The following is an 18,688-nucleotide window of genomic DNA, read 5'->3' as shown; positions in this document are numbered from 1 at the left end:
TACAATAAAGGCGTAAAACCATAAAGAGGGCCAAATGGCAGACTTACGGGAACAGTTCATCGATTACGTAGTTAAATCTCTGGTAGCTACTCCAGAGGCGGTGAGAATTGAAAGAAAGCAAGACGACAAAGGGGAGTTTATAGAACTAACCGTGGACGCGGCCGATATGGGTAAGGTCATCGGTAAGGCCGGTGCTACCGCCAAAAGTATTCGCACGTTACTCAGAGTAGTGGGTGCCAAAGACGACCTGCCGCCTCTGCCGCTTAAGATCGTGGAGCCAGATGGTACAACCGATGCTGTAGTACCGGCCGACGAGGCAGAAGAGGTTCAAGAGATTGCAGAACCAAAGCTAGAGGACGACCACAGGGATTTGCATGAGCAGACTAAGAGGGAAGCCCAAGAACTAGCCGACTTAGAACTGTAAATTTTGCACATTGCTTTGTCAAAACCTGCAGTACGCATTCGGCGTAGGCCAACTACGCCTCGTTTGCGGGCTTCGGTTTTTTCGCGCACTGCACTAAAATTTACTAGTTCTAATTAAGCAAATCCGGGCGGTTACGCTTGGTTTTTTCTACTGATTTCTCTTTGCGCCATTTTTTAATTTCACCATGATTACCGGCCTGCAAAATGTCTGGCACCTTATGTCCGCGGAACTCAACCGGCCGCGTGTACTGCGGATACTCAAGCAAACCCTCATTAAAGGTCTCATCGGCCAAGCTGTACTCTCCGCCAAGCACCCCGGGCAGTAGTCTTACAACCGCATCGGTTACTACCATGGCTGGCAACTCGCCGCCGGTTAGAACGTAATCGCCTACAGAAAGCTCTGCATCAGCAAACTCCATAATGCGCTCATCAAAGCCTTCGTACCGGCCGGCTACTAAAATTAAGCCTGTTTCAATTGATAGTTTTTGGGCTTCTGCCTGATCAAACCTCTTGCCTTGCGGGGAGAGAATGATTACTTTGGCCTTAGGATTATCTTTTTTGGCAGCCTCAATCGCATTTACTACCGGCTCCGGTTTAAGCAGCATACCGTCTCCACCGCCATAGGGCGTATCGTCCACTGTTCTGCGTTCACCGATTCCGTACTCGCGCAGATTGTGGATTTTAATTTCGGCTAAGCCGTCTTTTTGAGCTTTCCAGAGCATACTGGTGTCAAACGGCCCTTTGAACATCTCTGGGAATAAAGTAATAATATCGATTTTCATGAAATATAGTTTACAGGGAAGCTATCTGTTAGCCAAACCGTAAACAGTGACTGAGAGCTGGGCAATGCTTGTGGCGGCTTGGCCCATATTCGACCAAGGGCCGCTCATAACGGCAATCACGTAATCGCCTTTGGGTCCGTAAACTATACCGGCATCGTGGCTGAGGCCATCTAGATCGCCGGTTTTGTGAGCCACTACCGTGCCGGCAGGCAAACTGGCAGGCAGGCGGTTGTTAATCTTCTGGGCTTTCAGCAAATCCAAAAAGTGCTGGGTGCTATTGGGGCTAAGCAGCGTGCCATCGTAGAGCCGCTTTAGCAAAAGGGCGGTATCGCCGGCGGTGGTTTTAAGCGGATTGGTGCGGTGGAGGGTAGTACCGGTGTAACCAGCCGCAGCCAGAGTAGTATTTTGCTTTTCCCAGCCGATTACTGAGCCCAGAGCCATAGCACAGGGGTTGTCAGATACGGTTATCATACGGTTTAGGCATTGTTCCACACTCAGCCCTGTACCCTTAACGGCTGAACTCAACGTGAGGCTACCGGAATCTACCATTTTGTAAACGGCTTGGGCCACAAAAAGTTTGTACAGGCTGGCGCTGGTAAACACTTTTTCGGCCCCGGTGCCGGCTTGGGCGCCGGTTTTCAGATCTATCATCATTGCGCTAATTGGTACGGCGCTGCCGGCAGAATACTCATTCAGTGCGTTCTGAATGTCTGTCAGCGGAGCAACCGCGTGTTGGGTCGGCTGAACCGGAGCAGGCTGGGCGGTTAAGACTGGCGGTGCTTCCCGCAATATTATCTTTGGGTAAACCAGGGGCGTAATAGCGGCTGTGGCAGCCAGCAGTGCTAGCGGCAGAACATCAACGGCCGTTCTGGCCCAATCCCTGGGCGGCTTTACTGCAGCAGCGGCACTGGTCGCAGTTTCTGGCTGGAACACCTTTCTATGAACTCCGTCCATCGCCCCTTGCGGCGCCGCAGGTGACATAGCCTCTACCGGCCTGGCAGGCGGCCGGTAGACCGACAGATCCAATACATTCCCACGGCGGCTTATTCCATCCACGTACACGCTCATATCTATATTCTAAACCAGCGTAAGCAGTTTGCAAACGAACCGCGTTTGTAAGTATGCTCAAGCACACGCCTGCCCATGTGATGTACAATATAAAAAAGCCCTTAAGAAAGGATAAATATGTTTGAGTTGCCTAAACTGCCATACGATTACGATGCCCTGGAGCCGCATATAGACGCGCGTACGATGGAAATCCACCACACCAAGCACCATCAGACCTATGTAGATAAGCTGAACGATGCTTTAAAAGGAAATGACGAACTGCTGGCGTTGGATATTAATGAACTCATCCAGAATATTGATGAAGTTCCGGAAGATAAAAGGACGGCAGTACGCAATAATGGTGGCGGCCACGCCAACCACAGCTTTTTCTGGACTATTATGTCGCCTGATGGTGGTGGCGAACCAGGCGGAGAATTGGCGGAGGCTATTAAATCCGCATTCGGCGGCTTTGAGGAGTTTAAGGCTAAGTTTAAGGAGGCCGCCATCGGCCGGTTCGGCAGCGGCTGGGCTTGGCTTTGCAAAGACGCGGATGGCCTACACATTTGCTCCACGGCTAATCAAGACAGCCCGCTAAGTGATGGCCATATACCAATCTTGGGCTTGGATATCTGGGAGCATGCTTACTACCTGAAATATCAGAACAAACGCCCTGATTATACCGATGCCTGGTGGAATGTGGTCAATTGGCCGGAAGTAGAAAGGCGTTATTCAGCATGAATGATTTTTCCGCACGCAAATTAGGAGAAGTACTGGCTTTTGCCGAAACATTTAACGATACGCTTGAGCGGGGCGCCGAAGCTTTTAGTAGCGAAAGTTTGGACACCAAGCAATTTAGTGAGCTAAGCCATAACCACACACAGGCTATAAAAGCCGCGGCCGATGCGGCTGGTAAGCTAGATGTTACTTTGGCGAAAGCCGAGGCCACGAATAAGAAACTGAGAGTAATGCGCGATACCTACATAGGCGACAGCTGGGATGACATTACCGAACTATATGAGTGGATGGGCTTCTTTTGCGGCGCCGCCATTGTGCACTGGGAGCTGATAGAAGGAGTAGCCGAGGGCAGCGACAATGACGGGTTGGGTAAGATAGCAATCGATGCCAAGGGTTTTTATGAGAGTTTTTTTGAGCGCAGCCGCAAGCACTTGCATGCACTCGGCTCCCGCCGCCAGGCAGAATAATAATTAGTAAGGAGTAAAATTATGCAAAAAGTCATACCATGCATCTGGTTCGAAAGTAACGCTGAGGAGGCAATGAACTTTTATACCTCAGCTTTTCCCAACTCTAAAATAATAGAGATCGAACGCTATGCCGGCGATCAGGGCATACCGGGAGAGAAGGAACTAAAGGGTAAGGTGCTAACGGGAATTTTTGAGGTCTATGGCTTAAAGTTGATGTGCCTGGACGGCGGACCGTTGTTTAAGCCTGGCGGCAATATATCATTGTTGGTGGAATTCGACACTCAGGAGGAGATAGACGCTGTCTGGGAGAAGCTGCTAGAAGGCGGCAAGCCTCAGCAGTGCGGCTGGATAGTCGATAAATTCGGTACCACCTGGCAGATTACTCCCCGTGAGTTTGGGGAAATGATGGAGAAGGGCACCCCGGCCCAAAAGAAGGCCTTAATGGCGGCTATGATGCCGATGGTTAAGCTGGATCTGCCCAAGCTCAAAGAGGCATTCGAATCAGCTAAGTAAAAAGAGCTTAATTCGCGTGGTAAAATTAGACCATGAGTAAAAACCCAATTATTAATGCCTTGGCAGCTTTGGCTTATATAACCATTGTAGCCTTGGTAATGTTTTATGGATCAAAGTCGGCCCCGGAAGAAGACAACATTCTTGCCCCGATTGTCTTCATGTCTCTATTCACTTTATCGGCTGCTGTTATGGGCTACCTGTTCGTGTACCAGCCGCTCACCCTCTATCTGGATGGCAAAAAGAAAGTGGCTGCTAGCTTCTTTCTGCGCACAATCGCCGCCTTTGGCGCCATTACCGCAATTCTGCTTTCTGTTCTGTTTTCTAAAACTCTATTCTGACCACGCACAGATTGTAGAAAACTTCCCAAACTGCTAAAATCTCTTGAAGTAGCCTAGCGAAATTGTAAACCAAGGCTTTGCCTGTTTGCGATTTCGGGAGGAGAAACCGCAGTGTAAATTGGAAGACGTTGCAGGCAATGTCTGAAAATTGAAGCTCGGTTTAGACGATGGGATGTGGCCAAATGGTAAGGCGCCTCGCTCTGGACGAGGAGATTCTAGGTTCGAGTCCTAGCATCCCAGCCAAAAGGGTCTGACCACGGTCGGGTCTTTTTTAAATTTTATAGACAAAGTCAGGGTTTAATTTTATAATTACCCGAGTTCTTTAAAAGGCCTACATCGGAGCGAGAAATGAGTGTTTCGGAGGGAATTCAGGCAGAGCCTTGTGAGGTTTCGGTTTCACGCCAAAACGGTTGGGTGGTTTTACGCGTCGTAGAAGAAGAAATCGACCTGTATATGGCCGAGAACTTCAAAGCTGCCATACAGGGCGAAATGAAGGATGCTGTACCGATGGTGATAGATCTCAGCCAGGTGAAATACCTTGATTCTATGACTTTGGGCGCTCTAGTCACTGCGCACAAACAAGTACGGCATCTAGGCGGCTTGCTGCACATTGTATCTTCATACGAAGGTATTGCAAGAATGTTCGAGATCACTGGGCTGCATAGGGTTTTTGAGCTTTTCGACACTCTCGAATCCGCCACAGCCAGTAAGCCCGGGGTTTAACCACCCCGGGCTTTTCATATACATACATCTATACCGGGTCTATAATCAAATTATGAAGAAATGGCTTAAATGGATAGTTGCAGGCTTAATATCAGGCGCGCTGGTGCTTGGCGCCATACAATATTTTGCTTACTACCAAAGACCGCAGCCGAAAACCGACATTCCCCAAAAAGAAAATAAAGCTGCTCCACGCATAGCGGTGCTGGCAGAAAATCTGGAAATCCCTTGGGCCATAGCTTTTCTGCCTGATAAAAGTCTATTGGTAACGGAGCGGCCCGGCAAGGTAAGGCTGGTGGGCGCCGACGGCAAGCTTAAGTCCGAGCCTCTCTTGGTGCTAGATGATGTCTGGGCACAGAGTGAGGGCGGCCTACTAGGTATTGCAGTACACCCGGAATTTTCAAAAAACCGCCTTGTTTACTTGTATTACACATACGGCGGGGTGGGGGAGAATACTTTTAACCGAGTTGTACGGTACAGACTTGAGGGAGATAAACTTACAAGCCGGAGCATGGTGGTAGATGGCATACCGGGCGCGAACAATCATAATGGCGGCCGCATTAAGTTCGGTCCGGACAGGTTCTTATATATTGCAACCGGCGACGCGCAAGAACCTTCCCTGGCCCAAGATAAGAATGCTTTAGCCGGCAAAATATTACGGGTGACCGATGACGGCAAGCCGGCGCCAGGAAATCCCTTCGGCAGCCGCGTCTATTCCTATGGCCACCGTAACCCGCAGGGTTTAGCTTGGGATAGCCGCGGCCAGCTATGGGCAACGGAGCATGGCCAGATTACCCAAGATGAGGTGAATAAAATAACTGCGGGCGGCAATTATGGCTGGCCGACTGTACGGGGTGAGCAACAGAGAGAGGGGATGGCGGCGCCGGTGGTGCAAAGCGGGGCCGATACTTGGGCGCCTTCCGGTACGGCAACGCTTAAGCAGAAGCTGTACTTCGGCGGGCTGCGCGGGCAAGCGCTGTTTATGGTCACTCTAGGCGAACCAACCGCGCCGGTTAAACACTTTGCCGGTGAGCTAGGGCGAGTGCGCGAGGTGGTAGTGGGGCCGGATGGCCTGCTATATATTACCGTCAGCAATCGCGACGGGCGCGGCAACCCCCTAGCCGGCGACGATAAGATTTATGTTGTTAATCCAACCAAGCTATAAATTCTTGGCTTACTCCGCTGATGCCTAAAAAACGGCTTTAATATTTCTCTTAATCTGATAAAGTTGTCTTGAAGTAGCGGTAACGCTCATTTTGTTCCTAGGAGGCAAAAGATGACAGCTGTAGAGATTGTTGACCTGACCCCGCTTATTGGCAAACCTGGCGGGCCAATAAATCATGAGGAGGCTGAAAGGTACGGGCGCCACGAGATGGCAATGAAGGCTTATGACCATCTCGGCGCAAGAAAAGGAGACGATCGGCCTCGGTCAGACGTAAAGCCTGATTGCTTCTGTCGTTACTGTCGGTTCTACCGGGGAGAAGATGGCGTTCGCCTGGTTATGTGTGAGCAAGATTGGGGTGCTCTCTCGCAAAAAAGCCGGATGGAAATCAGCGAATCGTGTGCCGACTGAATAATGTGTGTAGACGGACAGATCGTTGCCGATTGCGATGAGCATTGCAGGGGTGGTATTAATTGCAGGTGGATGCGCAACGCGCGCCGAGCACGGCAGTCCCAACCCGATGAAACCTCGGCCCTTCTGCAGGTGGCAGGTGCGGCTAGAGTGCTTGTGAAAGGACTACTGCCTGAAAAAGATGGCATCGCCAATCTCAAGCAGGCTGTGGAAAACTTGGACGAGGCCCAAGCCATAAAATAAAGCCCCAATCTTATGATTGGGGCTTTAAAGCGCTCATGCTTGCATCGCAAATTAAGCAGGACTAAAATTGTAATTGCCATCGTGAGGTGGCACGGTAGCATTAGCAATAGTGCTACCACTAGAGGAGCCCCTTAAAAGGCTCCTCTTTTTGTTGCTGTCTCTTTCACCTTAATAGATGCTCTGAATTGATGTAGAATATAAGCATAAGAAGCATAGTAATTGGATACACCTCAGAAAATAGAGCCGCAGGAGATTCTGGCTAGCCGCACCAGCTTTTATGAGCAGGCCACGCGCTTTGTACGCTGGCTGGTGATAGCAATTGTAATTCTCACCTACGCCTTTATCGCCCCTAACGAGTTTTGGGAGCTGAGCTGGCTGATCGTTTCGGCTTTGGTCTACAACATCGGCATGCATATCCCGGTGATGCTGAAGCAAAAATGGTTTGTTTCTAAGCCACTGATGATTGGAATAGACAATGTATTTACCCTTTCGCTGCTTTATCTGACAGGCGGCGCCGACAGCCCGTATTACAGTATTCTGGTATTCATGCTGATTTCGGCCGGCTTCTGGTGGGGTACCCCGGCAGTATTTATTGTGAGCGCTGGCCAGACGGCCGGTATCTTGGCGGTTTCGGCACTGCTCGGGCAGTTTAACCCCATACACTTAACCGGTATTGCTCTGAGATGTCTGATCTTTACCTGCGTCGGCCTATATGCTGCCCGGCTTACAAGGGCCGAGCGCAATGAGAGGGTGAATCTCTCTAAGATAAGCGTGCAGATTGATCAGGAGCGTCAAAGACTGTTGGCGCTGATTAATAACATGGTAGACGCTGTGCTAGTGGTAAGTAAGGAGGGACGGATTATCTTGCATAACCAAATGGCTCTGCATATGATGGGCAACCAGAAGATTGCAGACCAAAGCATAAATGAACTCCTGCGGCTGACTGATGCCAAAAACCGGCCGGTAGAGTTCAACCAGATTCAGAAATCTGCCACCGGCAGCGTAAAGCGACGTGATTTGGGGCTGAAAATGCCCGACGGTAGCTTGATTAATATCGAGGTCAACCTTACCCCATACATCGTGGCGCAAGGGGATAAAGAGGATAATAAAGGTTTTGTGATGGTGGTACGGGACATTACCAGAGAAAAAACACTTGAGCAGCAGCAGGAGGAGTTCATTTCCGTGGCCTCACATGAGCTGCGAACTCCGGTTGCGATTGCCGAAGCCAATATTTCTACAGCTTTACTACCGGCTTATGCATCCGACAATAAGGATACCTTGAGGATGATGAACCAAGCCCACCGCAACATTAAATTTTTGGGCGATATCATCACCGATCTCACTACACTCTCCAAGGCTGAGCAGGACATTCTGGATGTGGATCTCGACCCGATAGATGCAGGGGCATTTATTGAGCAGATTAAGAGCGATCATAAAGAAGAAGCGGCAGCTAAGAATTTGGAGATTAAAACAGAATATCCGGCTGTGCTTGCGCCGGTACTTTCAAGCGAGTATCGGGTTAAGGAGATTTTGCACAACTTTGTGACAAACGCCATTAAATACACCAAAAAAGGCTCGGTGACTATTAGCGCGAAGTATGCCGAGAACCCCAAGGATGGCATTATATTCGGCGTAACCGATACCGGCATTGGCATTGCTTCCGCTGACCAGAAGAAGATATTCACCAAATTCTTTCGCTCCGAAGATTTCCGTACCCGGGAAACGGGCGGAACCGGGCTGGGCCTCTACATCGTTAAAAAACTGGCCGACCGTTTGAATGGAGAGGTTTGGTTTGAAAGTGAATTAAACCAGGGATCTACATTTTACCTGCGGGTGCCACCATACAGCCAGCTCAAGAAAGACCATAGCAAAGTGGTCGTGGCCGAGACTAAGAGCTTCTTTGGTTCGTTGTAGTATCCGGAGGGGTAGCAGCAGCAGTGAGTAGCTTTTTTCTGGGCAGAGTGTTAATTATGAGGAACAACAGAAATACGAAAAAGTTAGAAATGGCGCTTTCATGCGTATCACTGCCTTGCTGAAGCAGACTGCTGGAGATCGCAGCGGCACTTACCAGAATAAAAGCCACACCGGTTATAATCGATTTTGCCTTGGCACGGGTTTCAGGGTTAAGAGCGCCCTGATGAATGAAGAAGTACCCGATAGGGAAGCAGATGAGGAGGTAAAGGAGTGATTTTGCATATAGAACAGGCTCAATATCGGTATACAGCGTCAGGTTGTTCCCAAAGGCCGCCTTGGAGGTGCCGAATTCCAGCAGTAAAATCGTTAGGGTCAGCATTATAGTAGGCAATGCAACCCAGGCGTACCGGATACGGTTTTTAAGCCCGATAAACCACATCAGCCGGGATTGGGCTATCATACTGATCATTACAAACATATCGGCTAAGTAGTAGGTCTGTATTACGACGTCGGGGTCCTTCGAGAGCATCGGCGGAATGCCGTATAAAAAGAAAGCCACCGCAATGGGAGCTCCCAATAAAAAATACATCCAGGCTACCGGGTTTTTTGTTTCCTGGTGGTTGCGGTAACTTCTAAGCGCGAAAAAGAATAGGGCAATTCCGCCCATGGTCCAGGCGTAGGCATTCAGGGGAATTTGATCAAAAGCCATTGTGCTTACTGCTTAACATACTGCCCGCCTATCTCGGCGTGCTTTATTATTTTGTCTTTCATGGCTTCCTCTAATTCAGATTTTGAGGCCGAAGGTGGCAGGTTGAGTTTGGTTTTTAAGGCATAGAGCCTAAAGCAGTATCGGTGGGTACCGGAGTGCGGGCAGGGGCCGCCGTAATTCTGTCGGCCAAAGTCGTTACGGCCCTGCACGGCATGTTCGGGTACACTGTTTTCGCCTATTCCAGGAGTAGCCGGGTCTATATCCCATACCAGCCAATGCACAAAATTTCCGCTAGGAGCATCGGGATCATCTACCACCAGCGCCAGGCTTTGGGCATCCTCTGGCACATCTACATAGTTCAAAGGCGGATTAATATTTTCGCCCTGGCAGGTGTACTTGGGGGGTATAGCTGAATTGTTTTCGAAAACTGGACTAATAAGCTTCATTACTAATTATTATACAAAATCTTAGACGTCCGCGCTGTTTAAAACCGCGAGCAGCCATTTGGCATCTTGCTCACTGACTGGCAAAACCTGTTTGCCATAAGTTTCTATAACGGTTTGTTCACTAGTTAAAAGGAAGTGGCGAAATGGCTTACCATCAAGAGTAATTTCGGCCAGCCACTCGAACGGCGGCCGCGCGTAGTCGCGGGTTAAATTGATTTCAATCGGCCCTTCGGGGCTAGTCGCCTTGCATGAATCGTAGATTATCTTGCCATCTAACTCCAAACCGAAATCTTCATTGGCGGCAACCTCTCTGCTGTCTGCTTTTTCTGCAAGGGCCACAACCGTTTGCAGAAGATCGTCGTAAATCATTTGGGTTTGTTTTCCTGTGGGTCGGTTTTGGCTTTGGTTTTCTGCATTGGCTGGGTGATCCTTCTTAATTTCTGCTTGGAGGAATCAAGAGCCGATTTTGCCCATGTGTATTCCAGCCCTAGAATGGCAAAGCCGGCGATCATTAGAAGTAGGCCGGGGCCGGGTATGCCAGGCAGGGCCAAGCCTAGGCCGGCCGCCAGTACCGCAAAGCCGATTAAAGTTATTACGAATTTACGAGTCCAATTTAGTACAACCATAGGTTATTGATTATATCAAAGACTGCTGCTCAGTGGTGTGGCATAATTGAATAGAGTTAATTAGAGGGTAAGTGAAAGATTCAGACCTTAAAAAAACGCCAGATGAGTACTGGCGTCGGAAGCTGACACCCGAGCAGTATCAGATTATTCGCGGCAAGGGCACCGAGCCGGCTTTTAGCGGTGTGTATTTGGATAATAAAGACAACGGGATGTATAAATGTGTGGCCTGCGGGCAGTCGCTGTTTTCATCTAATACCAAGTTCGATTCCAGCACCGGCTGGCCTAGTTTTTACCAGGCTGCTAGCGAAGGCGCGGTAGAGCTGCATTCGGATACCAGCCTCGGTATGGAGCGCACGGAAGTGATTTGTGCCCATTGCGGGGCGCACCTGGGTCATGTTTTTAATGACGGGCCGAAGCCTTCCGGCAAGCGTTACTGCATTAATTCGTTAGCACTGGAATTTGAGTCAGTGAAACCAGGTGGAGACACCAAGTGACGCAGAAGGCGACCTTAGCTGGCGGCTGCTTTTGGTGCTTGGAGGCGGCCTACCAGCAGGTAAAGGGAGTTCACACTGTAACCAACGGATATGTCGGAGGCAGCGTTCCTAATCCGACATACGAGCAAGTATGCGGCGGGTCTACCGGCCACGCCGAGGCTGTTCAAATAGAATTCAACCCGAATATGGTAAGCTTTGGCGAACTACTGGATATCTTTTGGGCGATACACGACCCGACCACCCGAAATAGGCAGGGGAATGACATCGGCTCTCAGTACCGTTCGGTGATTTTCTATCATAATCACGAGCAAAAAGCCTCAGCCAGTGCCTCTATACGCAAGGCGGCTAGTTTATGGAAGGATCCGATTACTACCGAACTTCTGCCGCTTACGGAGTTTTATCCGGCAGAGGAATACCACCGCGATTACTTTGCCCGCCACCCAGAGGAGGCCTACTGCCGGGTAGTCATTAATCCCAAACTACAGAAATTAAAGCACCAGTTTGCCTCCAAGCTTAAAATTTAGTTGATACTGTTTGACAACGTCTAAGTAAGAGGTTTAAAGTTAGGGCAAAGTAAAGGGAGGGTATGATATGCCCGAAGCAGATGTAAATTATGTGGCGGTGGTAGTAGCAGCAATACTTAATATGGCAGCCGGAGCGGCCTGGTATTCCCGGCCGGCGTTTGGCGACGCCTGGGCTAAGGCAGTTGGTAAGAAGATGGAGGATATGGGTGGCGCCACAACCGGCTACGCCCTAACTACTATCGGTTCGCTCATTATGGCGTTCGTATTGGCGGTATTCATCGATTATACCGGAGCGGCTACTTTCTACCAGGGAGCTCAGACCGGCCTGTGGGCCTGGCTTGGCTTTGTACTGCCGACTATGGGCGCCAATGCCGTCTTTGAAGAAAAGGGCAGGAAGCTGTTTGCCATTAATGCCGGCTACCCGCTGCTAGCCCTTATTCTAATGGGCGGCCTGCTCGCCGTTTGGTAGCTTCTTGCAAGGAGCCCCCTTGCAATAGAAGGCGAAGCGAGAACTGCAAGCTGAAAACTGTAATCTGTAAACTTTGGCAACAAACCTGTTGCCAGCCTTAACCATAACCATTATAATAATATTCAGATTTAAGGTTTGTGAGTGAGAGGGAAGTCAGCTGAAACTAAGATTGCTTAATCTTTCTAAATCCATACAACTCCACCCCCGACTAGGAGGGGGTGGTAGTGATTTATTCCCGCTCCGAAACCAATCTGGCCACCTCCTTTTAAATAAACTCTTCTTATTAACTACAGTTGTCATCATCGGAGCTTCGGCTGGCCTTATAGCCGACCGGTTCATTACCTACCCAGGTGAGCGTGGCCAAACCGGAACAGCCGGGATTAACGGTGCTAATGGCATAGATGGGCAAGATGGCACCATAGGTCTAGCAGGCGAGATTGGCCCACAGGGTTTGCAAGGTGCCATTGGCGACCAAGGCCCCGAAGGCCCTAGTGGCAGCATTGGCGACTCCCAATTATCTTCTAACGTCGCCTTACTCGACCGCAACTCCCAGACTTTCACTGGTAATAATCAGCTGTTTAGGAATAATACCGATTCTACTACTGCTTTCGGCGTACAGAATACGGCAGGGGGTACGATTCTAAATGTCGATACCAGCAATGGCTATGTGGGCATTGGCACTGCTACGCCGAGCCGGAACTTGCATGTAATGGGTAGCTTGGGGGTTGGAGCGGGGTTAATTACAGATGGGTTTGTAAATTTCTTTGGCACCCTTAGTAATACTGCGCCTGGTGCTACTGCTGGTGTACATAGTTCAATCATGGTCAACCCAGCTTCAAGCTCCTCGACTGAGTTTCGATCGTTCGTAATGTCAGCGGAAGTTCCAACCACCAATACCCAAACACTTACTGGTAATGTCATGGGCGGACATTTCGAAACCCGATGGCAGGGTAGTGGCAGCGCGACATCACTTATAGGCGGCCGGTTGGCTACCTGGATTCCAGGTGCTGGCCAAAGCTTTGGTACTATTACCAATACATACGGTGCTCAAGTCCAGGGGTTGGCCGAGTTTGCTGCGACAGCCATCACTGGCACTGTTACTAGGGCAACCGGCTTGTTGGTGCAGAATAGTAGCTCAAACAATAACTTACTGCAAAATTCTGTTGGGATTGATGTTGCCGGCCAGACTGCGGGTATTATCTCGGATATCGGAGTCAGGATCGCCAAGGCTGATACCTATACCTTGCAGCTGTCTGATACTGGGGGAACCGCTGCTGGGGGTATAACTTTTGGCACCGACACTAACCTCTATCGCCAAGGAGTAGGAGTATTACAAACTGACGGCTCATTACGATCTCTTAGGGCATCGGCTAGCGATCTTGCATATTTGTCAGCTGTTACTAGCGATAGCATCAATCGCTTTGCCATCAGGGCGGACGGGTCTATGGAATGGGGTCCAGGTGGAGCCAGTGTCCGCGACACCAGTCTTTACAGATCTACCAGTGCGGGGCTCCCGGTGCTTCGTACCGATCAAACTGGCGGTTTTATTGTAGGAGGAACAGGAGTCACGGGTGGGCGAATCGGTTCAATTAACCAGACTACTGCTGGTAATTCTTTCACTACCTTTGTCAGCGGAGAAACACAAAATCGCTTTGTAATTAATGCTACTGGCAAGCATGACTGGAGCGATGGTACCAATGTCGCCGATACCAACCTCTACCGCGGGGCGGCTAATGAACTTAGAACCGATGATGATCTGAGGGTTGGAACTGGTACCACCGGCTGTGTGAAGGATGCCGATGCCACAGTCATAGCCGGCAGCTGTTCCTCAGATGAAAGGTTAAAAAAGAACATTACGAATGTATCAGATATACTCTCTAGCTTCGGCCAGCTAAAGGTCGTGAATTATGATTGGCGCAGTGATGAGTTCCCAGAGTACAACTTTGGCACGGCTACTCAAACCGGTCTAATTGCCCAAGACGTAGAACTACTATTCCCAAGCTTAGTCTCAACCGACAGCAATGGTTATAAAACCCTAGACTACACCGGCCTGGGCATCCTGAACATTAAAGCCACTACAGAACTTGATGCAAAAACCAAAGGCCTTGAACAAAGAATTGCGACTCTAGAGCAAGTGCAGGGTCAGGGCAGTGACTTCGCAAACCTAAACGTATCCGGTACAGCTACCATTAATAACTTAGTAGTAACCGGTACTGCCACCTTCGAAGGGGGCATAACGATTGCCGGCCACATAAAAGGCAACGAAGACACTAGAGGAGAAGTTGTAATTCCAGCGGGGCAGACATCTGTCCATAAAGCTTTCCTAAAACCATACAGCACCAAACCATTCATTGTTGCCAGCCCAGTAGGCACGCCTATAATTTACTCTATAGAAAGCGATAAAATCGGCTTTACCATAAAAATAGCCGAACCGGATACAATCGAGAGAGTCTTCTATTATATGGTTCAAGAATAACTACACTTGCCTTGAAGGTGAACAGATAGCAAACAGTAAGCTATAGCTCCCGGCGGGGGAGTACCACCTCAATACCAGGATCGTACTTAGTTGGTTCCGGATCAATACAAGCCTCAATTTGCGCGAGTGTCTTGGCTTTATCGAACCCTTTGCCTATAAACACCAGAGCAGTCTGGGGCTTTTCCTCGCCCCAGTCTGTCCAGGTAATGTCGGCTCGTTTGCCTACCAACTGAAAGAGATATTTGCGTCGGTGGCCTTTATTACCTAAGTTCACGAAGCCTTTAGCCCGGTAAACTTCATTTGGTATTTGCTTGTTCACGAAGTTCTGGAACTTCAGCGGGTCTAAGGCCTTATCTGTCTCAAAGCTGACACTGGAATAATCATCATGCGCGTGCTTGTGTTTATGCCCTGGTTCCTTGTGCTCAGCCCGCTCCGGTTCCTGACCCAGGAGCAAACGCACATCCACCTGGGCGTGCTTGGCCGTAAAAATGCGCACCCGTTCGTTCATGCCTTTAATCAGTTTGGTTATATCATCGACTTTGCTCTTCGGCACCAGATCGGTCTTATTAATAATCACAAAGTCGCTGTATTCTATCTGACGTATAGCCGAATCGTGTTCTGCGGCATTCTTCTCTAAATTGTAGGCATCAATAATCGCAATGATGCTGTCTAGCCGGGTGTAGCGGCCCATGGCAGCGCGCAGGGTGGCGGCCAGGTCTGAAGGCTCGGCCAGTCCACTTGCTTCTATAATAATGTAATCTATCTGGCTGCCGGGGTGGGCGAACTGGCTAATGGCTTCATCTAGCTCTAGCGAACTCAAACTGCAGCACATACAGCCGTTGGTCAGCTCTAGCGTTTTATCTGTGCGGGCGGCAATCAGCTTGGAATCGATATTAATCTGCCCGTAATCATTCACGACCACGCCGATTTTTAAACCCTGGTTGTTTTCCAGAATATGGTTGAGCAGGGTGGTCTTGCCTGAGCCCAAAAAGCCGGTAATGGCAGTAATCGGAATCTTCTTCATATCACCATTATATAGGAAGCTGGTTCCAATGGGTTTATGCTTTTAAATAACAGATAGAACTTACGTTTTTAATGTTTTTAAAGCCTAATGGTGATATTACTTGATATAATTTAACTATGAGGGTATTAAAAGATTTCAGTGTAGAGAGCGATCAAACTGTTCTATTATCTTTCGGGGATGGTGCAACTAGCCGTGTCTGCCCGACTGAGCTGGAAAAATACTTGAGCGGGCAGGATTTAGAAAAAGTGCGCCGAGCTATTAGGCTCCGCCATAAGTTTTTAAGAGGAATCCTCCCACCAATGCTAATGACTGTCTTAATTGTCGCTAATGCGGCCTTGCTCTTATATGACACCAAACAGTTTACCCGTATCTTAGGCGAGAGACAGAAAACAGCCCCCATTACAGAGTCCGATACTAAGATAATGCGCGGGATATGGAGCCAGGTACCCGGTACTGTGCCCGCTGCGCCTAATGCTGCCCAGAAAATTCCAGGTACCCAGCCGGCATCAATTATTCTTCCGGCTCCTGCTGCACCGACCACGCCAGGCAGGCCAGAGGCTGTACCAGGTAATGGCCTGGGTCTTCAAAAAAACAGCCCGGCTGGCGGCAAACACGAAGATCAAAAAGCCAAGACTAATGAGGTGAAGGCTAGTCCCGGCAATAGAGGCAATCCCAACAACAAACCAAATTAAATTAAACTGCTTGTGCTTAACTGGTATAATGTGTAAGAACAAAGGATGGTTATGCCAAAAGTTAAGATTTACACCACGGCTACCTGTAAATTTTGCGGGGCCGAAAAAGAGTTTCTTGCCGAACACAATATAGCTTTTGAAGAAGTTGCGGTGGATACCGACCAAAAAGCGGCCGAAGAGATGGTAAAAGCCAGCGGTCAGCTGGCAGTGCCTTTTACTGTCATTCAAAAAAACGACGGTAGTGAAGAGCATATTCTGGGATTCGATCAGCAGCGATTAAGCCAAGCACTGGGGATTTAACGTGGAGGAATATGATGTAGTCATAGTCGGTGCTGGTCCCACCGGCCTAGCTGCCGCCATCTACACTACGCGTGAAGATTTAAAGACGATGGTTTTGGAAGCTGAGGTGGTAGGTGGAATGATAGCCACCACCGAGCATGTCGATAACTACCCGGGGTTCCCAGAGGGCATCGGCGGTATTGAGCTGGCCGATAATTTATGTAAGCAGGCTAAGCGCTTCGGCGCCGAGATAAAAACCGGCATTCGGGTGCAATCGATTGCAAGCCATGAAGAAGGTGTAGCAGTTACGACTTCAGGCGGGGAATTTAAAGCCAAGGCCATCTTGCTCGCCATGGGTACGGCATACCGAAAGCTGGGTGTACTGGGAGAGAAGGAGCTGACCGGCAAGGGGGTGCATTACTGTGCTACTTGCGACGGCGCTTTTTACCGCGGTAAGCATTTGCTGGCTATAGGAGGCGGTAACTCGGCTCTGCAAGAAGGTCAGTTTTTAACCAAGTTTGCTGATAAAGTGACAATGCTGGTGCGCGGACCGGCCCTAAAAGGCACACAAATCCTGGCTGAGCAGGCGGTGCAGAACCCCAAGATCGACATTCAGTTTAATACCGCGGTTGATAGCTTTGATAGTGAGGAAGGGAAGTTTACCGGTGCTGCCATTCGTAATACCAAAACCGGTGAAGTGAGCCACATTCAGGCCGACGGCGCTTTTGTATTCATCGGTCTTATTCCGAATACCGGTTGGGTGAAGGGTGCTGTGGCGTTGGACGAACGAGGGTTTGTAAAAGTCGATAAGAACTTTGCTGCCAGTCAGCCTGGCGTATTTGCGGCCGGCGACATTCGTGGGGGCTCTACCGGCCAGATCGCAAGCGCCGTGGGGGAGGGGGTTACAGCTGCTATTGCCATACGCCATCACATAGATTCCATGAACCGTCGTCCTGCCAAATCGCCTCAGTATTAAAGCGCTTATGCTAAAATAAGTAAGAATCATGGAACCAGATAAAACATCAAGTCTGACGGTAGCCTTAATATCTGTGTTACTGGGCATAGGTGCAGGTTTTGGTGGTAGTGTGCTAATCGCAAACCAACTTATTCCAACTACACCAGTCGCTAGCCAGGCGGATGCCTACACAAAGGCTGCCAATTTACGGGTGGAGTTAAACACTGTCTTTAGCGCACATGCCGGCCTTTCAGCAAGATTAACTCGGGCGACACTAGACGGAGCGCCTTATCTTGATTTGGCTTCAGCCAGCCTGGATGAGAATTCCAGTGATCTCCAGAAACTGCTGGCCGATGACTATGGGGAAGATAAAGCAAAGCAAGTTAGAGTTGCCTGGGACACTTACACCAAATCTATTCGGACCTATGCAGAAGCGATTAAAGGAGGAGACCAGACTGCAATTACCGCCAAAGCCTCTGAGCTGAATACAAACATAGAAAAAGTCATCGGCTCGCTCGCCGAGCTTAACCCCCAGCTCTCTAAAGCTAACCTGAAGAAGCATCTAGATGAACATATCGGTTTGGTTAAATCTGTAGCAGACGCTTACCGGGCGGGGGAGTATGCTAAATCGTTCGAGCGGGAAAAGGCCGATGTAGGCAAACTAGGCCAGCTAGCCGACCAGCTGGCTCAGGGTGCGATCAGCCAATTTAACGATAAATACAAGGAGAAATAGTGAAGAAGTTTACTATTATCGTTCTAGTAATTCTGCTAGCTGCCGCCGGAGTCGGCACCTATATGTACCTAGGTGGTGGCAGACAACCACAAACATTGGAGCAGCCAGCTTCTTCATCTGAAAACCCTGTGGCCACAAATGAGGTTATCATGCAAAATACTGCCTTTAACCCCAAGACCATCACCATTAAAAAGGGCACCCTAGTCACATGGACCAACCAAGATGCAGACTTGCATGATGTAATCAGTGATCAGACCGATGGCCCAAGGAGCGCACTTTTGGGTAAGGGTGAAAGCTACAGCTTTACTTTTACCAAAGCCGGTACTTATACCTATCTTTGCCAGCCGCATGCAGGGATGACAGGTACCGTCATTGTCACTGAGTAGCCTGAGGGATTGACAACCGAGGCTACCAGGAGTAGTTTATTCTTCGTGAAGACTTACACGCACAACGCAATTATTCGCGCCTTTGTTGTGCTGCTGCCGATACGGCAACAGTGAGGCTTC

26 protein-coding genes and 1 tRNA gene are annotated in these 18,688 nt (G+C 49.4%); 20 read left to right on the top strand and 7 right to left on the bottom strand.

Translation table 11 applies throughout. The annotated features are described in order from the left end of the window. Positions 1–34: 34 nt before the first annotated feature. On the top strand, positions 35–424 hold the full coding sequence (locus tag VNA68_03065) for a KH domain-containing protein (protein HVE81086.1): 390 nt from the start codon (positions 35–37) through the stop codon (positions 422–424). Between the two features lie 109 nt (positions 425–533). Here the strand turns inward: VNA68_03065 and trmD are convergent, their stop codons facing one another. Continuing rightward, the gene (trmD, locus tag VNA68_03060) at positions 534–1,205 is read right to left on the bottom strand and encodes a tRNA (guanosine(37)-N1)-methyltransferase TrmD (GenBank protein HVE81085.1); all 672 of its coding nucleotides are present in this window, start codon (positions 1,203–1,205) and stop codon (positions 534–536) included. Between the two features lie 21 nt (positions 1,206–1,226). Continuing rightward, the gene (locus tag VNA68_03055) at positions 1,227–2,273 is read right to left on the bottom strand and encodes a serine hydrolase (GenBank protein HVE81084.1); all 1,047 of its coding nucleotides are present in this window, start codon (positions 2,271–2,273) and stop codon (positions 1,227–1,229) included. A 117-nt stretch (positions 2,274–2,390) separates the two neighbouring features. On the opposite strand from VNA68_03055, the gene VNA68_03050 reads away from it, so the two are divergent. The 10 genes from VNA68_03050 to VNA68_03005 all read left to right on the top strand — a co-directional run bounded on the left by VNA68_03050 (position 2,391) and on the right by VNA68_03005 (position 8,755). Further along, complete coding sequence (locus VNA68_03050) at positions 2,391–2,990, top strand: superoxide dismutase (protein ID HVE81083.1); 600 nt, start codon at positions 2,391–2,393, stop codon at positions 2,988–2,990. Beyond that, positions 2,987–3,454, top strand: a complete 468-nt coding sequence (locus tag VNA68_03045; GenBank protein ID HVE81082.1) for a hypothetical protein — start codon at positions 2,987–2,989, stop codon at positions 3,452–3,454. The genes VNA68_03050 and VNA68_03045 overlap by 4 nt, the downstream gene beginning before the upstream one ends. Positions 3,455–3,475: 21 nt before the next feature. Next, on the top strand, positions 3,476–3,967 hold the full coding sequence (locus tag VNA68_03040; GenBank protein ID HVE81081.1) for a VOC family protein: 492 nt from the start codon (positions 3,476–3,478) through the stop codon (positions 3,965–3,967). A gap of 32 nt (positions 3,968–3,999) precedes the next feature. Next, the gene (locus VNA68_03035; GenBank protein ID HVE81080.1) at positions 4,000–4,305 is read left to right on the top strand and encodes a hypothetical protein; all 306 of its coding nucleotides are present in this window, start codon (positions 4,000–4,002) and stop codon (positions 4,303–4,305) included. A 168-nt stretch (positions 4,306–4,473) separates the two neighbouring features. Further along, positions 4,474–4,548 (top strand) — tRNA-Gln (locus tag VNA68_03030). Positions 4,549–4,653: 105 nt separating this feature from the next. Continuing rightward, on the top strand, positions 4,654–5,028 hold the full coding sequence (locus VNA68_03025; GenBank protein ID HVE81079.1) for an STAS domain-containing protein: 375 nt from the start codon (positions 4,654–4,656) through the stop codon (positions 5,026–5,028). Between the two features lie 52 nt (positions 5,029–5,080). Further along, the gene (locus VNA68_03020) at positions 5,081–6,190 is read left to right on the top strand and encodes a PQQ-dependent sugar dehydrogenase (GenBank protein HVE81078.1); all 1,110 of its coding nucleotides are present in this window, start codon (positions 5,081–5,083) and stop codon (positions 6,188–6,190) included. Between the two features lie 111 nt (positions 6,191–6,301). Next, positions 6,302–6,598, top strand: coding sequence for a hypothetical protein (locus tag VNA68_03015; protein ID HVE81077.1), 297 nt, complete (start codon positions 6,302–6,304; stop codon positions 6,596–6,598). 3 nt (positions 6,599–6,601) lie between these two features. Then, positions 6,602–6,841, top strand: a complete 240-nt coding sequence (locus tag VNA68_03010; protein HVE81076.1) for a hypothetical protein — start codon at positions 6,602–6,604, stop codon at positions 6,839–6,841. Positions 6,842–7,060: 219 nt separating this feature from the next. Beyond that, on the top strand, positions 7,061–8,755 hold the full coding sequence (locus VNA68_03005) for an ATP-binding protein (GenBank protein HVE81075.1): 1,695 nt from the start codon (positions 7,061–7,063) through the stop codon (positions 8,753–8,755). Here VNA68_03005 and VNA68_03000 read toward each other — a convergent pair. Genes VNA68_03000 through VNA68_02985 form a run of 4 tightly spaced genes read right to left on the bottom strand, consistent with a single transcriptional unit; the run spans position 8,730 to position 10,536 of the window. Continuing rightward, positions 8,730–9,464, bottom strand: a complete 735-nt coding sequence (locus VNA68_03000) for a hypothetical protein (GenBank protein HVE81074.1) — start codon at positions 9,462–9,464, stop codon at positions 8,730–8,732. The two genes, VNA68_03005 and VNA68_03000, sit on opposite strands and share 26 nt — an antisense overlap. 5 nt (positions 9,465–9,469) lie before the next feature. Continuing rightward, complete coding sequence (locus tag VNA68_02995) at positions 9,470–9,910, bottom strand: YbhB/YbcL family Raf kinase inhibitor-like protein (GenBank protein ID HVE81073.1); 441 nt, start codon at positions 9,908–9,910, stop codon at positions 9,470–9,472. Positions 9,911–9,931: 21 nt separating this feature from the next. Then, positions 9,932–10,279, bottom strand: a complete 348-nt coding sequence (locus tag VNA68_02990) for a hypothetical protein (GenBank protein ID HVE81072.1) — start codon at positions 10,277–10,279, stop codon at positions 9,932–9,934. Continuing rightward, positions 10,276–10,536: a PGPGW domain-containing protein gene (locus VNA68_02985; GenBank protein HVE81071.1), complete on the bottom strand. Its 261-nt coding sequence runs from the start codon at positions 10,534–10,536 to the stop codon at positions 10,276–10,278. The genes VNA68_02990 and VNA68_02985 overlap by 4 nt, the downstream gene beginning before the upstream one ends. A 71-nt stretch (positions 10,537–10,607) precedes the next feature. On the opposite strand from VNA68_02985, the gene msrB reads away from it, so the two are divergent. From msrB to VNA68_02965, 4 genes are all read left to right on the top strand, one after another. Further along, the gene (gene msrB, locus VNA68_02980) at positions 10,608–11,030 is read left to right on the top strand and encodes a peptide-methionine (R)-S-oxide reductase MsrB (protein ID HVE81070.1); all 423 of its coding nucleotides are present in this window, start codon (positions 10,608–10,610) and stop codon (positions 11,028–11,030) included. Further along, positions 11,027–11,554 (top strand): peptide-methionine (S)-S-oxide reductase MsrA, encoded by a 528-nt coding sequence (gene msrA / locus VNA68_02975; protein ID HVE81069.1) that lies wholly within the window; start codon positions 11,027–11,029, stop codon positions 11,552–11,554. The genes msrB and msrA overlap by 4 nt, the downstream gene beginning before the upstream one ends. Before the next feature lie 67 nt (positions 11,555–11,621). Then, complete coding sequence (locus VNA68_02970) at positions 11,622–12,023, top strand: DUF1761 domain-containing protein (protein HVE81068.1); 402 nt, start codon at positions 11,622–11,624, stop codon at positions 12,021–12,023. A 169-nt stretch (positions 12,024–12,192) separates the two neighbouring features. After that, positions 12,193–14,499: a tail fiber domain-containing protein gene (locus tag VNA68_02965; protein HVE81067.1), complete on the top strand. Its 2,307-nt coding sequence runs from the start codon at positions 12,193–12,195 to the stop codon at positions 14,497–14,499. 40 nt (positions 14,500–14,539) lie between these two features. On the opposite strand, the gene VNA68_02960 is transcribed toward VNA68_02965, so the two are convergent. Continuing rightward, on the bottom strand, positions 14,540–15,523 hold the full coding sequence (locus tag VNA68_02960; GenBank protein HVE81066.1) for a GTP-binding protein: 984 nt from the start codon (positions 15,521–15,523) through the stop codon (positions 14,540–14,542). Between the two features lie 116 nt (positions 15,524–15,639). Here VNA68_02960 and VNA68_02955 point away from each other — a divergent pair, with 116 nt between their 5' ends. From VNA68_02955 to VNA68_02935, 5 genes are read left to right on the top strand one after another with little or no spacing between them, the layout of a single operon-like run. Beyond that, on the top strand, positions 15,640–16,215 hold the full coding sequence (locus VNA68_02955) for a hypothetical protein (protein ID HVE81065.1): 576 nt from the start codon (positions 15,640–15,642) through the stop codon (positions 16,213–16,215). 51 nt (positions 16,216–16,266) lie between these two features. After that, positions 16,267–16,515 carry a glutaredoxin family protein gene (locus tag VNA68_02950; GenBank protein ID HVE81064.1) on the top strand — a complete coding sequence of 83 codons (249 nt, stop codon included), beginning with the start codon at positions 16,267–16,269 and terminating at the stop codon, positions 16,513–16,515. A gap of 1 nt (position 16,516) precedes the next feature. Beyond that, positions 16,517–17,470: an FAD-dependent oxidoreductase gene (locus VNA68_02945; protein ID HVE81063.1), complete on the top strand. Its 954-nt coding sequence runs from the start codon at positions 16,517–16,519 to the stop codon at positions 17,468–17,470. 28 nt (positions 17,471–17,498) lie between these two features. Next, positions 17,499–18,182 carry a hypothetical protein gene (locus tag VNA68_02940; protein ID HVE81062.1) on the top strand — a complete coding sequence of 228 codons (684 nt, stop codon included), beginning with the start codon at positions 17,499–17,501 and terminating at the stop codon, positions 18,180–18,182. Next, positions 18,182–18,568, top strand: coding sequence for a plastocyanin/azurin family copper-binding protein (locus tag VNA68_02935; GenBank protein ID HVE81061.1), 387 nt, complete (start codon positions 18,182–18,184; stop codon positions 18,566–18,568). Before VNA68_02940 ends, VNA68_02935 begins: the two co-directional genes overlap by 1 nt. The last annotated feature ends 120 nt before the right edge of the window (positions 18,569–18,688 follow it).

The organism is Candidatus Dormiibacterota bacterium, from assembly GCA_035536395.1.
Classification (GTDB): Bacteria; Patescibacteriota; Saccharimonadia; order UBA4664; family DATLOE01; genus DATLOE01.
Note: the sequence above shows the minus strand (reverse complement) of the source record. Positions and strands in the feature narration are given on the sequence as shown.

Bases quoted from the DNA above. Each gene is read 5' to 3' on its own strand.
- VNA68_03040 (HVE81081.1), top strand. From the start codon at position 3,476: ATGCAAAAAGTCATACCATGCATCTGGTTCGAAAGTAACGCTGAGGAG.
- VNA68_02950 (HVE81064.1), top strand. From the start codon at position 16,267: ATGCCAAAAGTTAAGATTTACACCACGGCTACCTGTAAATTTTGCGGG.
- VNA68_03050 (HVE81083.1), top strand. From the start codon at position 2,391: ATGTTTGAGTTGCCTAAACTGCCATACGATTACGATGCCCTGGAGCCG.
- VNA68_03015 (HVE81077.1), top strand. From the start codon at position 6,302: ATGACAGCTGTAGAGATTGTTGACCTGACCCCGCTTATTGGCAAACCT.
- VNA68_02985 (HVE81071.1), bottom strand. From the start codon at position 10,536: ATGGTTGTACTAAATTGGACTCGTAAATTCGTAATAACTTTAATCGGC.
- VNA68_02990 (HVE81072.1), bottom strand. From the start codon at position 10,279: ATGATTTACGACGATCTTCTGCAAACGGTTGTGGCCCTTGCAGAAAAA.
- trmD (HVE81085.1), bottom strand. From the start codon at position 1,205: ATGAAAATCGATATTATTACTTTATTCCCAGAGATGTTCAAAGGGCCG.
- VNA68_02970 (HVE81068.1), top strand. From the start codon at position 11,622: ATGCCCGAAGCAGATGTAAATTATGTGGCGGTGGTAGTAGCAGCAATA.
- VNA68_03010 (HVE81076.1), top strand. From the start codon at position 6,602: ATGTGTGTAGACGGACAGATCGTTGCCGATTGCGATGAGCATTGCAGG.
- VNA68_02995 (HVE81073.1), bottom strand. From the start codon at position 9,910: ATGAAGCTTATTAGTCCAGTTTTCGAAAACAATTCAGCTATACCCCCC.
- VNA68_02960 (HVE81066.1), bottom strand. From the start codon at position 15,523: ATGAAGAAGATTCCGATTACTGCCATTACCGGCTTTTTGGGCTCAGGC.
- VNA68_03000 (HVE81074.1), bottom strand. From the start codon at position 9,464: ATGGCTTTTGATCAAATTCCCCTGAATGCCTACGCCTGGACCATGGGC.
- VNA68_02940 (HVE81062.1), top strand. From the start codon at position 17,499: ATGGAACCAGATAAAACATCAAGTCTGACGGTAGCCTTAATATCTGTG.
- VNA68_03065 (HVE81086.1), top strand. From the start codon at position 35: ATGGCAGACTTACGGGAACAGTTCATCGATTACGTAGTTAAATCTCTG.
- VNA68_03045 (HVE81082.1), top strand. From the start codon at position 2,987: ATGAATGATTTTTCCGCACGCAAATTAGGAGAAGTACTGGCTTTTGCC.
- VNA68_02955 (HVE81065.1), top strand. From the start codon at position 15,640: ATGAGGGTATTAAAAGATTTCAGTGTAGAGAGCGATCAAACTGTTCTA.
- VNA68_03055 (HVE81084.1), bottom strand. From the start codon at position 2,273: ATGAGCGTGTACGTGGATGGAATAAGCCGCCGTGGGAATGTATTGGAT.
- VNA68_03035 (HVE81080.1), top strand. From the start codon at position 4,000: ATGAGTAAAAACCCAATTATTAATGCCTTGGCAGCTTTGGCTTATATA.
- VNA68_03020 (HVE81078.1), top strand. From the start codon at position 5,081: ATGAAGAAATGGCTTAAATGGATAGTTGCAGGCTTAATATCAGGCGCG.
- VNA68_03025 (HVE81079.1), top strand. From the start codon at position 4,654: ATGAGTGTTTCGGAGGGAATTCAGGCAGAGCCTTGTGAGGTTTCGGTT.